Here is a 16,662-nt window from a genome sequence, read left to right as displayed (position 1 = left end):
TTAGCTACATAAGATTTCATCATTTCTTTTATATTTATAAAAATCTAATTCTTATGCAATATGTTTAAAATCGGCATAGATCTTGGCGGTACCAAAATAGAAGCTATCATCCTGAATGATTCCTTAAATGAAATTTTCAGAAAGAGAATTAATACAGAACAGGAAAAAGGTTATGATCATATTCTCGATAACATCGCTTCATTGTATAAAGAATGTAGCAAGGCTATCAATGAAGCTGAACACACCTTTGGAATTGGTACACCTGGATCCGTATCTGCTAAAACAGGTATGCTTAAAAACTCTAATACTGTTTGTCTTAATGGAAAACCATTTCTTCCCGATCTTGAAAAAAGAATTGGTAGAAAAGTAGCCATAGAAAATGATGCTAACTGCTTTGCCATGGCCGAGGCCTTGAACGGAGCTGGTAAAGGCCAATCAATGGTATTCGGAGTTATCATGGGAACAGGATGTGGCGGAGGAATCGTATACAAAGGAGAAGTCATACCAGGCTTACAATCAATAGCAGGTGAATGGGGACATACCACTATAGATTATCAGAAAGGACCAGCATGCTATTGCGGTAAACGGGGCTGTGTAGAAACATTTATCTCAGGAGGCGGAGTTGAGAAGCGATATGAAGACCTGACAGGAGAAAAAAAATCTCTGCATGAAATTATATCACTATATCGTTCAGGCAATCAGAATGCAGGAATCATCATGCAGAAGTTTTTTGAGCATTTTGGAGTAGCACTCTCCAATGTACTTGCGGTAATAGATCCTGATATTGTAGTTCTTGGAGGAGGAGTTTCAAACATTGAAGAACTTTATACGCTCGGAATTGATCAGGTAAAAAAATATCATTTTAATGATGAATTAAAAACGATCATAGTAAAAAATACAACAGGAGATTCGGCAGGAGTTATAGGGGCTGCACTCATAGGTGTTTAAAACAAAAAAACTCCGGAACGTACTAATGCTCCGGAGTTAGTTAACATTAAGAAAAACAAAAAATACTAATACATAGCAACTCTCATGGCTGCTCTATATTTTATTGGCAATTGTTATGGTGAAATAATAATTAACTTCTTTGTTAATACATAGGACAAATTAATGGAATTTAATTAAGATTATTTTTTATGTTTTCATACAGTTTGATTTTTAGATCTGCATAAGTCATAAGTTCTCTTAACTCATACAACTCACTGACATCAAAAGCAAAAAACAGATCTGAGAAGGAAGTTCTTATACTTAGTCTTTGCTCTCCTTGGTATTGAAGAAAAAACTCTTCAATATTTACAGTATCTATAACATTTTTTAGTTTATAGAAATCATTTATTTGCAATCCCTGAACTATGTTCTTATACATAAGACAAACCTTTCCTTCACATTTGTTGCATCTGAAGATCTGTCCGTGTCTTGTCTTACTTAACTGAATCTGCTCGCACATATCTGGTATATTAAAGTTATTCAACAATTAAATATTCTTTTTTCAAAAATCACTATTTTCATCTGTGGAGATTTCACACTCTTCAAATTTGAGTTCTTAATTTCTCCAACAATACTACTTAGTTTAACTTTCTAATTATTTAGAATTATTCTAAAGAACAAATATAAAACTCCTTCCCTAATAACCAATCAATTATTTAGAATTATTCTAAATAAATATTAGAATTTATCTAAAGATTAAAAAATTAATATTTATTCAATTCATCTGGACTTTCAATTCTCTTCTTAAGAGAGCCTTAATAAATTGAATATTTATGTTTAAACAACAATTAAGAGAATTTAACCTATAATTTTCAGTATTTCATGGAAGAGCAAGAGGGAGAAACTTAGATCATTCAAAAAAACTATTCCCTTATAAAAATACTATAACACGTTCTAAAAGCTGCTAGGGACTAAGGCTCCCAAATAGAACTCCTATATAAAAATACCACTTTACAGGACTTACCTGAAATTCATTTTCTTCTAACTTTGCATCCCATTAAAGTTTTAGAGGGCTTTAAAAAATATATTAAATCCAATACTGCCGAGTAGTATTCACTATATATACCTGTATTTCAGGGCACCAAACAACAACCTAACAGCAAATTTTACTAATTTACTATGAATCGTTTTTTACATCTATTGTGTTACTTTTTCCTTGCAGCATTTATTCCAATACAAGCAAGAGACTTAAGTACAATTCAAAAAGATGCTTCTCCCCTCTTCATTGAAAACAGAGGACAGCTGGCAAGCCACGACGGAAAAGCCATGAAAGGCATAAAGTATTATATGTCTGCCAAGGGCGCTCAAGTTTATTTCCTTCAGGATCGAATTGTGTATTCATTCAAAAAAGAGAAGGAAGAATTTTCTGAAGCCACAGGAAAAGCAAAGGATCGGGCAACAGGTACGAAGTTAACCTTTGAAGAACAAACTTTAGTCCTTCATATAAAAGGTGGAAATAAAACTCCAGAAATTCTCTCTGAAGAAAAAGCAGAAGGGTATTTCAACTTCTTTTATAAACATTGCCTCGAAGGCATTACCAATGTACCTGGATACAAAAAAATTATTTACAAAAAGATATATCCCAACATTGACCTTGTATTTTATGCAAATGGCAAGGGAATCAAGTATGACTTTATAGTTCATCCGGGAGGAGATCCTTCTATAATAGCGATGGAATATGAAGGCGCTGAAGGCACTGCGTTAAGCAGCAATGGTCAGCTATTGATCAATCATAATTTAGGAAAAATTGAAGAACTTAAACCTTATACCTATCAGACTGTCAATAATGAAAAGGTTGAAGTAGGTTCTGATTTTAAGTTATTAAACAACAACACTGTTGGATTTAACATATCCCGCTTCAACAAAAACCAAGATCTGGTAATAGATCCATTTGCCACTTACTACGGTGGGACGGGATCTGATGAAGCCAAAGATATTGCTACAGATGCTGCTGGCAATATATATATGGCAGGAAATACTTATAGTGATGATTTCCCAACACAAAATATTTCAGGAGGATACAATCAATCTTTACTTTCCGGATATCAGGATGTCTTTATAGTTAAATTCAATAATAATGGAGTTCGCCAGTGGGCAACTTACTTTGGAGGTAATGATGATGATGCTTTGAAAGGAATCGGGGTAGATGCAAATGGGAACATAGCAATTACAGGTTATACAACAAGTAATGACTTTCCTTTAAAAACAGTGACAGGTGGCTATCAACAGTCATTCAATGAGGACTATATTAAAGAAGCTTTTGTTGCAAAATTTAATACAGGCGGCGCGTTGCAGTGGAGCACCTACTTTGGTGGTTCAGAAGATGATGAAGGTGCTGATGTTGCAATTGATGGGTCCGGAAATATCATCCTCACAGGATCTTCACAGAGCACAAACCTTCCTGTAAAATCCTTAACAGGAGCTCTCAATGTTGCTACTTCCTTTGGAACAGGTGATATTTTTTTCGCAAAGTTTGATGCGAATGGAGCCAGGCTTTGGGCAAGTTACTATGGTGGTTACTTTATCAATCCAAGCGGCATTGCGGTAGATGCTAATAACAACTTCTGGATCACAGGAATCACATCTTATGGTTTTACCGGAAAAACTGTATCCGGCGCATACAACCAGCCTTTAAATACTGGGGCAACAAACTATTATGATGCTTTCCTGATGAAATTCAACAGCAGTGCCTCTTTAGTTTGGGCAACTTGCTATGGAGGAAGTGGAGTTGAAAGTGCCGGCAGCATAGCAATTGATGCAGGCAATAACGTATTAATTACCGGAGGAACTGCAAGTACTGATTTCCCTCTTCAAAATCTTTCAGGAGCTTACAATCAAGCTACTAATGCCGGAGGTGAAAGCGATGCTTTTATTGTAAAGTTTACAAATGCCGGAGTAAGATCATGGGCTACTTATTATGGTGGAACAGGTCATGATTATGGAACAGCTATCGCATCGGATAAATCAAGTAATATTCTTGTAGGTGGTTATTCTTCGTTAGGGAACCTACCTACACTTGCCATTGCAGGAGGATACAACCAGTCACAGGGATCTACACAGCAGGATGATGATGGCTTTATTCTGAAATTTAACGGCTCAGGCGCAAGACAATGGGCTACTTATTATGGCGGAGGCTATGATGATCAGATAACAGGCATTACCTCAGATGGAAGTGGTAATGTCATAGCTACAGGATATTCTAACAGTGAATCTTTGCCGGTGCAATCGAACGCAGGTGGGTATAATCAGGGAAATGATTATAGCACCAAAGCTATTATAGTTCAGCTATCACCCAATGGTGTTTTGTCTTCCGGACAAACTGCACAAACCATCACATTCAATTCGCTCCCAGACAGAGACTTTGATGATTACTTCACATTGAATGCTAGCTCAAGCTCTGGGCTTCCCGTCACTTACACTGTTTCAGGACCTGCACTTCTCTATAATGGCAATGAAGTATCCTTTACTGGTATTGGAACGGTAACTATTCAGGCATCGCAAAACGGAAATGCAACCTATAAAGCTGCAGATCCTGTTACTAAAACATTCTGCGTAAATCCAACCAAGCCATATGCAATACAGGGAGAAGAAAGTTCCTGCCTGGGCGAGCAGACCTATACTTCTTCAGAACTTGACGGAGCTGCCTATCACTGGTTAATTTCTTCTGGTGGCACTATCACAAAAAATGAAGGAAGAACTATCACTGTAAAGTGGACTACTCTCGGGAATCAAACTGTGAAATTGTATGTCAATGGTAATTGCGGTAAGAACAGTGATACCATCTCCAGGAATGTATCAGTGGTTTCAATACCATCATTGGGAACAGTTACAACTGTTCAACCTGCTAATGCTGCTAATAACCTCACATTACCAGTGATTTTTACCTGGAACAAAACTGCTAATGCAACTAAATATGATCTATATTATGGCACAACTGATTTTGCATTAACATATCCTTATGCGAGGGATATTACAGATACTGCTTACAAAGTTACATTCGGGATAGATTACGGCGTTCCTTACAAGTGGAAAGTTGTTGCTAAATCATTATGCGAAGCAAAGGAAAGTGCTGTAAAGACATTTACCCTGAACTGCGTTACACCATCTCAGCCGGCAGCAATAATTGGTTCTAATGCTGTATGTCCGGGAGAACAATCGTATTATGTTGAGCCAGAATCAGGAGTTGATTATAGCTGGACAATTTCAGGAGGAGGCACTTTAACCGGCATCGGTAGCTTTGCAACTATAAACTGGACATCAACAGGTACATTTACCATCACTGTAACACCATCAGTAGCATGTGGAAAGACAGGTACTGCAAAGACATTAACAGTAACCGTTGCAGATAAACCAGTTCCGACTGCTGCAACAAATATGGCTCCTGCTGATGCAGCTACAGATCTGGCTTTACCATTGACTTTTTCATGGTCTGCAAGTCAAAATGCTGACAACTATGATCTGTTCATCTGGAAAGATGGTAGCTCAAAACCAATCAGTGCGTTGTATAAAGGAATCACGTCTACAAACTATATTGTTAGTTCAGGTCTTGAGTTTGGTAAACCATACAAATGGCAAGTTGTAGCAAACAATAGCTGCCAATCCAAAGAAAGTGCGATTCAGACATTTACACTAAACTGTATTACACCTCAACAGCCGCCAGCTATATCTGGTGAAACACAAACTTGTCCTGTTAAAAAATCATACAGCATACAAGGAGCTGAAGGAATTGATTACACATGGTCAGTTACAGGCGATGGGGTAATTTCCGGATCTGGATCATCAGTAGATGTAACCTGGAGCACACCTGGGACATATACGCTAACCGTCACGCCTTCTGTAAAATGTGGTAAAACAGGAACTGCTCGCACATTGCAGGTTACAGTAATCAATACACCTGTACCTGCAGCGATTACCGGAATGTCTCCTCCAGATGGCAGTGAAAATCTTACTCTTCCATTAGACCTATCATGGTCAACTGCGAAGGACGCCACATCATATGACCTTTTCCTATGGCCAAAAAATGAATCTAAACCTGGAGCTCCTTTTAAAAGCGCTCTTAGTGGAGTTACATATAGAGTAACAGAAGAACTCTCAAAGGGAATTGTATACAACTGGCAAGTAGCAGCCAAAAACACCTGTAAACAAACTGAAAGTCCTGTTCAAACCTTTAAACTTTTATGTCCGGTACCTGACCAGCCTTCTGCAATATCTGGTCTGACGGATGTTTGTCCTGGTGAATGGACTTACTCTGTTCCAGGTCAATTTGGTGTTAATTTCGAATGGCAACTTTCAGGTGGTGGATCGGTTACAGGAACGGGAGCTTCAGCAAAAGTAAACTGGACAACAACGGGAACGTTTAATATTACTGTAACACCTGTTGCAGCTTGCGGGGAAAGAGGGGCATCCAGAACAATTACCGTAGCAGTGAAAAATCCTGTTACACCAGCAGTTGTATCAGATATGAAACCGGCCGACGGGGCAATCAATGCATCTGTGCCAGTAAATCTAACATGGTCTACATCTTTTGGGGCCACTTCATATGACTTATATATATGGCCTGATTCTGTAACTAACAGACCAACATTTGCTTATGCATCTAATATCAGTGGAGCAGCATACTCAGCAAAGATGGATCTGGCAAACAACCTGTTCTACAAGTGGCAGGTAATAGCGAAAAACAACTGTAAATCTACTGCAGGTCCTGTACAAAGATTCAAGACCATTCCATTACCGGATCTGCAAATAATAGGTTCAACAATTCCTTCTTCTTCAAATGGTGGAACTCCGATTGCACTTACTTGGGAAGTTAAAAACACAGGTCTTACATCTACCGGAAGTGCTGAATGGGAAGACAAAGTATATCTTTCTACAGACCTTGACCTAAGAGCAGCTGATGATCAATTACTGGGGACATTTAAAAATGTAAGTTATCTTCAACCTGGTAAATCGTATATACAGCGTGAGGAAGTGCTACTGCCATCAGTACCTGGTACGTATTATCTCTTTATCATAACAGATAACAAACATGCTACATGTAATGGAACCCTTACAGGAGATAAATGCTCCACAGACAGAACCAGCGGAGGAGACCATTTACTTGAAAGCAACGAACAAAATAATTATATATATAAAGTAATAACTGTAAATCCATCCCCTGCTGCAGACCTTGCTGTAATTTCAGTGGGAGCACCTACTTCTGTATTTAACGGAAGTAAAATCAATGTTACATATCAGGTTAAAAACATTGGTCAGGCAAATGCTGTTGGAAAAAAATCTTATCCAAGCGGAGTAATTCCTTTCACTACAGGAGTTTCCAGTGGAGGTTCTTATAGAGGAGGATCAGCACCAAGCTGCTATGATCAATACTGGAACGATATAATCTATCTGTCAGAAGATAATTCATATTCTCCAGAAACAGATGTATATGTAGGTTATTCATTTGTTGCCCTGAAAAGCAAAACGCAAAGAGACATTTGTATGAACTTTGCAGGAATACCGCTTGTAATAGACAGTACATATACCATGACCAGCGAGGTAAATCTGCCTCCTAAATATGTAGGCAAATACTACATCATAGTGCTTGCAGCAGACAAAGAAGGTGTAGATGAAAATTCGAGATATGGCAATAACATTAAAGCAAGCGAGCAGATTACAATTAACCTCACCCCTCCTCCTGACTTTTCTGTCACTGAAATTGTGGCTCCAGCTACAGCAGTTTCGGGCAAGGAAGCATCGTTCTCGTATACAATAAAAAATATAGGAGCTAACGGGCCTCACAAATCTGAAACTGTCTGGTACGACAATATTTATATTTCAAAGAAAAGTACGTTTAACAAAGATTCTTCAATCAGTATTGGTAAATTCTATAAAACGAATAGTCCTGCATTCCTAAGAGACTCTAGTTATACGAATACCAAAGAATTGAAGATTCCAGAAGGTATTGCAGGAAATTATTATGTATATGTTGTGACGAACGAAGAATTCAAAGTTTTCGAACACACCTATACGGCCAATAATATTGCAAAAAGCACCGGTATGATAAATATTTCTGCAGGATCTTATCCTGATCTTTCGGTATTGTCTGTTGAAGTTCCTGACACTATTTATGCAGGAAGAGAATTCACTATAAAATATCAGGTTAAGAACATAGGAACCGGAAGGATCGCAACAAATTATTTCGACCATATTTATTATTCTACGACATCTACCTGGAATCCTGTTTATGTTTTAAAGAGTAATTTTATATCAGGTGCCTTCGAAGCAGGTCAAATCAAAAATCTTGAACTGAAACTAAATGCTCCTGAAAGTATCGGCAATGCCTGGTTCTTTGTTTATTCAGACCCTAATGATAATATATTTGAAAATGGAAGTGAAACCAACAATCTAAAAGGTATTGCAAAGAATGTATACATTAAATATGCACCTTTGGAATCTGACTTATATGTTTCTTCTCTAACAGTTCCTCTTGCAGGAAATTCAGGAAGCAAAGCCAAAATTGAATGGAAAATAAGCAATATAGGCACTGACATAACCAAAGTTAATTCATGGTCAGATGGTATATATATATCAGCAGATACCATATTGGATGGTAATGACAAGGCTTTAGTTGTAAATAATTTCAGAAACAGTCCGCTTTCACCAAAAGAAGGATATAATGCTTCTACTGAGGTCGATTTACCGAAGGGGCTTTCGGGGAAATACTATATTTTCCTGGTTACTGATGCGACAAGAGCAGTAATTAATGAAGGTAATGAAAAGAATAATATTGCATTTAAAGCAATAACACTTAGCCCAAATCCTGCTGCTGACCTGGTAGTAACCTCATGGAATGCGCCTTCTGAGGCATATGCAGGACAGACAATAACAGTTAAATATACTGTTAAAAATCAAGGTGGTACTGATGCTCAATCAATTTACAATGATATCAAATTCTGGACGGATGCGGTTTTCGTGGCCCTTGATCCTGCATTGGCATCTCAATCAGGAGTGGTTCAAGTTGGAAAATCAGCATATAATCTTGTCCTGAAGAAAAATGAAAGTTACACTGATAGTATTGATGTAACTCTTCCTGACTACCTGAATGGAAACTACTTTATTTTCTACAAAGCGGACAATCAGAATCTAGTGTTTGAGAATACCCAAGATGATAACAACTTGTCTATTGGATTACCAATCAAGATAGTTACTGCAGCACCAGCTGACCTGGTAGTTAAGAGACTAAACTTAACTCCTTCAGCATATCTTGGTGATACTATTCAGACATCTTATTCTGTCAGAAACATTGGAACAGTACCCGCAATAGGAAACCTGCGTAACAATGCATTTCTATCTAAAGATCTTATCCTGCAAACCAATAAGGATATATTGGTAAATTATGATTACAAATCCATCAATCTTTTACCAGGTGATTCTATAAGAGGTACATTCTCTGCTCCTTTAATAGGAATCACTCCTGATGTTTATAATGGATTACTTCAAACCAACAGCTCAAATGCTGTCAATGAAATAAATATCAACAATAACATCGGAACAAGCAGCAACACCCTCACTGTAAAAGCACGTTCATTATATCTTGATGTTGTAGAAAATACTGTTCTTACACCAAAAGACAGATTGTACTATCAGATCAGTGTGGATGCTGACCTTGACCTGATATTCACTCTTACAAGTGATCAGTCATACGGACTGAATGAAGTATACATAGCATACAACCGTGTACCTTCAAGCACGGATTTTGATTTTAAATACACTGAAGCAAACAGACCTAATCAGAAAGTTCTTGTACCACAGACGAAAGCAGGCAATTATTATATTCTGATAAAATCTTCCGTAGGTTACAATGGAAGTCAGAAATTGAAATTGCTTGCTAAAGCGCTTCCATTCTCAATCTTGAACATTACACCTAATGAAATGGGACAAGGAATTGTAAGTGGAGTATTGAATGGTGCAGGCTTCAGAAATGGAGTGAAAGTAGTGCTGAAAAACGGAAACACTACTGTGGCTACTGCTAAAGTAGTTAAAATGGTTAGCAGCATGGAATTAAACTTGCGTTGGGATCTGACATCTACACCGAAAGGTATCTATGATGTTGTTGTTATCAATCCGGATAACAAAGAACAGGTTCTTGTTAAAGGAGTGGTAGTTGAAACTGCCAGAGCATATTCTATTGATTACATTCCTCAGGCTCCAAGTATTTTAAGAAAAGGGAAAAGTGGATTCTATACCTTCACATTCAGGAATACTTCAAACATAGATATTCCAGTGCTGCATGGAGACCTTACCGTTTTACAAAAAACAGAAGTAGTGGAAGTTCAGAAACTTGAAGGTAAAATCATCACTGGTATTGATTATCCCCTTGATATTGATCTTCCTAACACTGACTTTACAGAAATCGGTGGAATCAAACTTATTCCATTTATTTCAAGAGATCTTGCCCCTGGCAATCAGATTACACTTGCTGTAAATCTTGGTATAAGAGAATTTAACTACAGCAATTTCCCTTTATCTGTAAGGCTTTATGCATATGATCAACAACACCTGATGAACAGATTGAATCAGGACATTGAACTTATGCGACTTGGAATCCTTTCCGACCCTGCACTATTAAGAGCTGATATCGTAGAAGGGCTGGTAGAAACTGCTGGTAACAGAAAAGCTTTTGTTGATCTGTTCCTAGCTCCTTCGTTCAAAAACGGATTATTAACTGGAGCTGATACAGTAGGCTTTGATTTTGCATGCCACAGCTGTCTGGATGCAGAAGGTTTGAATGCTGCATATCCAAAAGATAATGACACTGCCAGAGTCACTTTCAACTTTGATCCGGGAGCGAGCCCTGGAACTGCCAATCTACCATCCGCAGTTTTCGGGTCAGGACAGGATTACTTATGGGAAATCAATAAATACAATGGTGCTGCAGGTGCTGATCCTGGCTTTGACCTGCTTAAAGTCCAAGGAAGCATTAATGTTACTTCTACAGCTTCGAATCCTTTCGTTATCAGAATTTCATCTCTTGACGAAGACAATTATCCTGGATATCTTTCCGGCTGGTGGCCTTCAGTAAGCAAGAGCTGGCCAATCGCAGTAGCAGCAGGCGGAATCAAATCTTTTGAAACTTCAAAAATTTCAATTGATACATCAAGATTTGTTGCCCATAACTATACGTATGGAGGTAAATTCTCTTTGAAACTTCAAGGCACAGATACATTACTACTTGTATTTACCCCAAGAATACCTAAGCCGGGAGAAGCTGGTATACCTGGGGCTCCAGGGGGCTATGGACAACCAGGAAGCCCTGGTGGACAAGGCGGACCTGGAAACAGTACAACACCTGCAGGACCGGGAGGACAAGGTGGCTGGGGAGGACCTGGTGGCGGAAGCGGCGGTCAGGGTGGACCTGGTGGATCAAGCACAACTGGACCTGGTGGTACAGGTGGACCTGGTGGACCTGGCGGACCTGGTGACGGCGGAGCAACCAGTGGAGGAGAAGGTGGAGAAGGCGGACCTGGCGGATCAGGGCCCGGTGGTTCTGGACCTGAAGGTGGTAATGGCCCAACCGGAACAATTAATCCTGGACCGGAGACAACACCTCCTGGAACACCTCCTGGAACGCCTCCAAGAAAGAGACCAGGAAGCAGAACTAAAGGACCTGGTTCTTACAGAACAAGCAAATATTATGTCCCTCCAAGGCCAAGAACGCCAAGCGAGCAGGAATTACCTCCTCCTCCTAAGCAGCCTTGTAACCAGAGCGAAACTTCAAATGAACAGTGCAAGAAAGGATTTGATATAACAAATCAATTTGTAAAAGTAGCTACCAAGTCCAGCGATCCTTATTCAGCTGTAATAGCAGCAGGATCTACAGGATTCCCGATAGATAACTGCTATGCAAATGCATTAGTGGGTGGAGTTGCAGACGGTATTAACGGAGCGCTTTCAGCAAAAGAAGCTAAAGGTTTCAATCCTATTATTTCAGCGAGTATAGCAGCTAACGCAATTAAATTTACAGTTGCTGTCACATTGTGTTCTGAAACCAATGAAGAAGTGAAAAGACGTGGTCAGATGATCATAGATGGAATCAACTGTGTGAACTCATCCAGTGGTGTCGAGTTCTTCATAAACGTTGCTACTTGTATCGGAAAGGAATTCTTCTGTACTAATATTCTCAGCTCATGCGATCCGAATGAGATTATCGGACCTGTTGGTTATGGACCTGATAGAATGGTAGCTTCGTCTCAACCAATGTCTTATAAGGTAACTTATGAAAACGATTCTGCCGCGGCAACTACGGCAGCTCAGAGAGTATCTATTATAGTTCCTTTAGATGACCATCTGAACCCGCTAAGTTTCAGAGTTGGAAAATTTGGCTTCGGTAAATTCAACTTTGAAGTTCCGGCAAATCAGTCTAGTTATTTTACCACACTAGACCTTCCTGATTCTCTTGGTTATGATGTTGAAGCTACTGCAGGAGTAGATGTAATTAAAAATGAATTATTCTGGACATTCCAGACAATAGATCCTGCAACTGGCTTACCTCCTTCAAATCCATTGAAAGGATATCTACCTATCAATGATCTTATTGGAAGCGGAGAAGGTTATATAACTTATTCTATCCGTCCGAAAGAAAGTGCTCAGACTGGAGATACTGTGAGAGCCAGAGCCTCAATTGTATTTGACACAAATGAACCTATTATCACTAATCAGGCAAGTAATACGCTTGATGCAAAAGCTCCTGTTTCTTCAGTGAATATTTTACCAGTTCAGATTGATTCAACTACAATGATTACAGTAAAAGTTGAAGATGACTTGAAAGGTAGCGGACCTGGGAATTATGACCTGTTCGTATCTGAAAACGGAGCGCCATATAAAGTACTTGCACAAAAGTATTCTGCGGACAAGCCATACCTGTTCAAAGGAATAGTCGGATACAACTATTGCTTTTTCTCTATTGCCAGAGACAATACAGGAAATATAGAACGTATGAAAACAATTGCAGAAGCTTGCACACATGTTAAAGGAGAAAATGATGCAATATCATTGCTTTCACCTAATGGAGGCGAAAGCTTCTGTTCAGGATCTTCTGTTAACATATCATGGTTAAGCAAAGGAACTAATCCAGTTGACCTCTCCTATTCTGCTGATAGTGGTAAAACTTATACTACTATAGCTGAAGGTCAGACTTCCACTGGGGCATACACCTGGATTTTGCCTGAAACTATTACTGCTTCTGACAACTACCTTATCAGAGTGACTGATAGTGATGCACCATCAAAAGCTGATTCAAGTGATAAGGTATTTGCTATAGGGAAAGTAAATATTGCAAATGCAGGTTCTGATGAGACAGTATGTAAAAGTGCGACAACTTACAACCTCAGTGGATACAGTCCTCAGGGAGGAGTTTGGTCAGGTAATGGAGTAAGGGCAGATGGATTATTTAATCCATCCTTAGCTGGCACAGGTACACATCTTGTCAAATATAGTGTTAACACAGATAACTGTCTGACAGTGGTTGGCAAGAGCATAACAGTTTCTGAATCTCCAGATGTTACACTTGAAGCGATAGCCCCGGTTAATGTCAAAGCAACTGCTTTTGCTCTTACAGGTGGAAAACCTGCAGGTGGCACCTATTCAGGAATGGGCATAATCAATGGGACGTTCAACCCTGCTATAACTGGCACCGGATCATTTAACATCACATACACATACAAAATTGATGATGCATGTGCAGGTACTGCGACTCAGGTGATAACTGTAATTACTTCACTGGAAGCGCCAACAAACCTAACAGGAAAAGCAGTATCAGAAACCCAGATCAATCTAAGCTGGCTGGATAACTCCACAACTGAATCAGGATATATAGTAGAACGTTCTGAAAATGGATCGGACTTTGAAGTGATTGCCACATTGCCAGCGAATAGCACGAACTATAGCGACAAGAACCTCACTCCGGATGGCGTTTACTTCTACAAAGTTAAAGCTGTTAATTCAACAGGTGTTCATTCAGAATATAGCAATGTAGTTAAAACCATTGCAGATCCTGTTGCGATTCATCCTTCACTTTCTGAGAGCGTCTATATGAAATTGTATCCGAACGTTGTGTATAATAGTTTTACACTTGAGTATAACTCAATTGGAGCAAATCAGAAGGTGCTGGTATCAATCTACAATACTCTTGGAATTTTGCTGATGCAGAAAGAGATTGACGGAACTTCCGGAAGCTTTCAGTCAGACTTTAATGTAACTGGCATGACTGCCGGAACCTATTTCCTTAAGATCACAGATGGTGATGACCAGTTTATAAAAACCTTTATAAAGGAATAAAAAACCACCACTAAGTAAATTAAAAGGCTGTCTCGTTCGGGACAGCCTTTTTTAATTCTGTAGATCTAAAAAAATCTAACCCCTCATAAAAGGAGTAACCTTCAGCTTAACTGCGGGATTCTATTATGCACAGGATAAAGGTCTAGGAGACAAATGGCCATATAATTTTGACTTAAGGAGCTCTTCTTTGTATCAGATACTAGCCCTTGCAGCTTGGATTTGTATTGATATAGCACTTCGCTCTATATTGAATTACAAGGATCGAAGGGATTAAAAATCTGATTTCTCATCCCTCAAAATATCCTAAAAGAGGAAACTTATATTCAACTTGAAAAGAAAAGCAAAAGGCTTCTTCGAAACATGCAGCCTTTTGCTTTTATAAATATAACATATTCTTTCTAATCCATTATGCAGGTTTCATCTCTCATAAATAAATGATTAAATAAAACCTTATCGAATTGAACTAACTTTTTAAAACCTTCAATGATGATTTATCCAAATAATTAAAACCTTTATTTACTAATTTATTATAATTGCCGAAAGCATAAATAATTAACTTAGCAATTATAACTGCTCCAGTCAGGTTACAAGTAAAAACTATAGCAAGCTTAGGAAACCAATCCATTTCTAAACTTCTCACCAAGTTATTGATCATACTTGAGCTTATTCCTTGCGCTATATAGAAGGCAATTGCATTTTTACCTATATGAGTTATAAAACTTTCCTTTTTTATATACTTAGACAAGAGGATTGTTAAAGAAACAGAAAGCAAAGATGCAACGAGATAATGATATTTAACTGGGAATTTTTGACTTTGTAAATCAAAAGGAATGTTATAAAAATGGACTATAAGAGCGGTCAATGCTATAAAAAACAGTACTCCCCCTGCTACTCTGTGCCATTCGAAAAAACGAAAATGTTTATAGAAATAATAGCCCAATAAGAAGAAAAATAAGTAAAAGAAAAGAAAATCTGAAGTTACTGACAGAGCCGTTAACCCATGTAAAAAGGGTATTTCTTCATATGCAAATATACCATAAAACAGCAATGCACAAATTAAGGGTATGATTACATTAGTCTCCGTATGCTTAACTATAATAAAACCAACAATGTAAACAACTACAAAAATGGGAATAAACCATGCTGAACCACTTACAACCATTAACTTATCAGTTGAGGAATATTTCATAAAAAGTGTCTGAATAATTTCCTCAAAAGTATTTGCTGGATTTACTATGATTGTATAAACCGCGTAAAATAGAGTATACATTAATATCAAACGAACAATCCCTGAGAATGGCTTCGCCTTCTCGAAACCGAATGTTGCACTGGCCCCGCTTAAGAAGAAAAATAAAGGCACATCTAACAATAGACTATATTGGCGAATAAAGTCTGGAACATAACTCTGTCCAGTCCACCAAACTGTATGAATGAAAATTATGCTTATCGCTGTTATTCCTTTAAAAAAATCTAATGAATAGTCTCTTGGTTGTACCATTACGTATATTATAATATATGTTTTTAAATATTACTAACGAGAAATGTAATCACATTTTTACTTTAGATAATATTAAATTTAGAAAACCTAGTTTAAATAAACAAAACATTCATGTAAAGCAATAAAATTGTAACAAAGCAGGATATTTTCAGGAGAAAAAATAGATGAAACTAAAAATAAAAATTCCTGAAAAACTCAGGAATTTTATCAACATTGTTTGTATATAAAAGAAAACTTTAATCAATCACCAAATATTTATAAAGTTTATGCAGCAATTAATTTAGATTCAACTGACTCCTTACATACCTTTTTAGGTAAACAATCGCGAATAGCAGGCAATACAATCGGATCAACATAACCTTCCATGCTCATTAAAACAGCCTCTATTGCTTTCATTTTATAGGTTTGAAAATATCCGCATGCTGACTTATCCTCTACCGACTCTTTTAATCTATAACAAAATGGTTTAAGGTATGGAGGCAAATTAGTAATGATGAAAATTGATTTTTCCTGAGGAAGATCTTTTAATATCATGTTAAAAAAAAATTTAAAAATCCCCTCAGAAAACTTCATATTTACAGGTACTGAAAGCCTGATAGTCAAATTCCTAAGAAGATCACTAGAGTTCCCTTTATACTTTATTTGCATAAATGATCAATTTATAAACCTATTCATTCAAATTAATAAAACCCTTATTGTAAATAAGCATTTTAAACTTACACAATATTAAACCATCCGTTCACTATTAAAAATGATATTAACTAGAGTAAAAAATGACATTAATCATTTATTCATCTTAAAAACTATACTAAAAGATATTATTCTCTTCAATATTAACACGTTAATTAATAGTCAATCCAAAT

Annotated in this window: 5 protein-coding genes; 2 read left to right on the top strand and 3 right to left on the bottom strand. The window is 37.6% G+C overall.

Translation table 11 applies throughout. From position 1 onward, the window contains the following. Positions 1-60 precede the first annotated feature (60 nt). On the top strand, positions 61-948 hold the full coding sequence (locus tag K350_RS0106105) for an ROK family protein (protein ID WP_028979147.1): 888 nt from the start codon (positions 61-63) through the stop codon (positions 946-948). A gap of 169 nt (positions 949-1,117) precedes the next feature. Here K350_RS0106105 and K350_RS0106100 read toward each other — a convergent pair whose 3' ends face one another. Further along, entirely contained in the window at positions 1,118-1,447 is a 330-nt protein-coding gene (locus K350_RS0106100) for a DUF6686 family protein (RefSeq protein WP_028979146.1), read from the bottom strand. A gap of 659 nt (positions 1,448-2,106) precedes the next feature. On the opposite strand from K350_RS0106100, the gene K350_RS27640 reads away from it, so the two are divergent. After that, positions 2,107-14,301 (top strand): DUF7948 domain-containing protein, encoded by a 12,195-nt coding sequence (locus tag K350_RS27640; RefSeq protein ID WP_081670910.1) that lies wholly within the window; start codon positions 2,107-2,109, stop codon positions 14,299-14,301. 463 nt (positions 14,302-14,764) lie between these two features. Here K350_RS27640 and K350_RS0106090 read toward each other — a convergent pair whose 3' ends face one another. Both K350_RS0106090 and K350_RS0106085 read right to left on the bottom strand, forming a co-directional pair. After that, on the bottom strand, positions 14,765-15,799 hold the full coding sequence (locus tag K350_RS0106090) for an acyltransferase family protein (protein ID WP_028979145.1): 1,035 nt from the start codon (positions 15,797-15,799) through the stop codon (positions 14,765-14,767). A gap of 264 nt (positions 15,800-16,063) precedes the next feature. Then, a complete protein-coding gene (locus tag K350_RS0106085) occupies positions 16,064-16,333 on the bottom strand; it encodes a hypothetical protein (RefSeq protein ID WP_156026949.1) in 270 nt (89 codons plus the stop codon). Positions 16,334-16,662 lie beyond the last annotated feature (329 nt).

This window comes from Sporocytophaga myxococcoides DSM 11118 (assembly GCF_000426725.1).
Lineage (GTDB): Bacteria > Bacteroidota > Bacteroidia > Cytophagales > Cytophagaceae > Sporocytophaga > Sporocytophaga myxococcoides.
Note: the sequence above shows the minus strand (reverse complement) of the source record. Positions and strands in the feature narration are given on the sequence as shown.

Excerpts from the sequence above, each read along its gene's own strand:
- K350_RS0106090 (WP_028979145.1), bottom strand. The coding sequence starts at position 15,799 with ATGGTACAACCAAGAGACTATTCATTAGATTTTTTTAAAGGAATAACA.
- K350_RS0106100 (WP_028979146.1), bottom strand. The coding sequence starts at position 1,447 with ATGTGCGAGCAGATTCAGTTAAGTAAGACAAGACACGGACAGATCTTC.
- K350_RS0106105 (WP_028979147.1), top strand. The coding sequence starts at position 61 with ATGTTTAAAATCGGCATAGATCTTGGCGGTACCAAAATAGAAGCTATC.
- K350_RS0106085 (WP_156026949.1), bottom strand. The coding sequence starts at position 16,333 with ATGATATTAAAAGATCTTCCTCAGGAAAAATCAATTTTCATCATTACT.
- K350_RS27640 (WP_081670910.1), top strand. The coding sequence starts at position 2,107 with ATGAATCGTTTTTTACATCTATTGTGTTACTTTTTCCTTGCAGCATTT.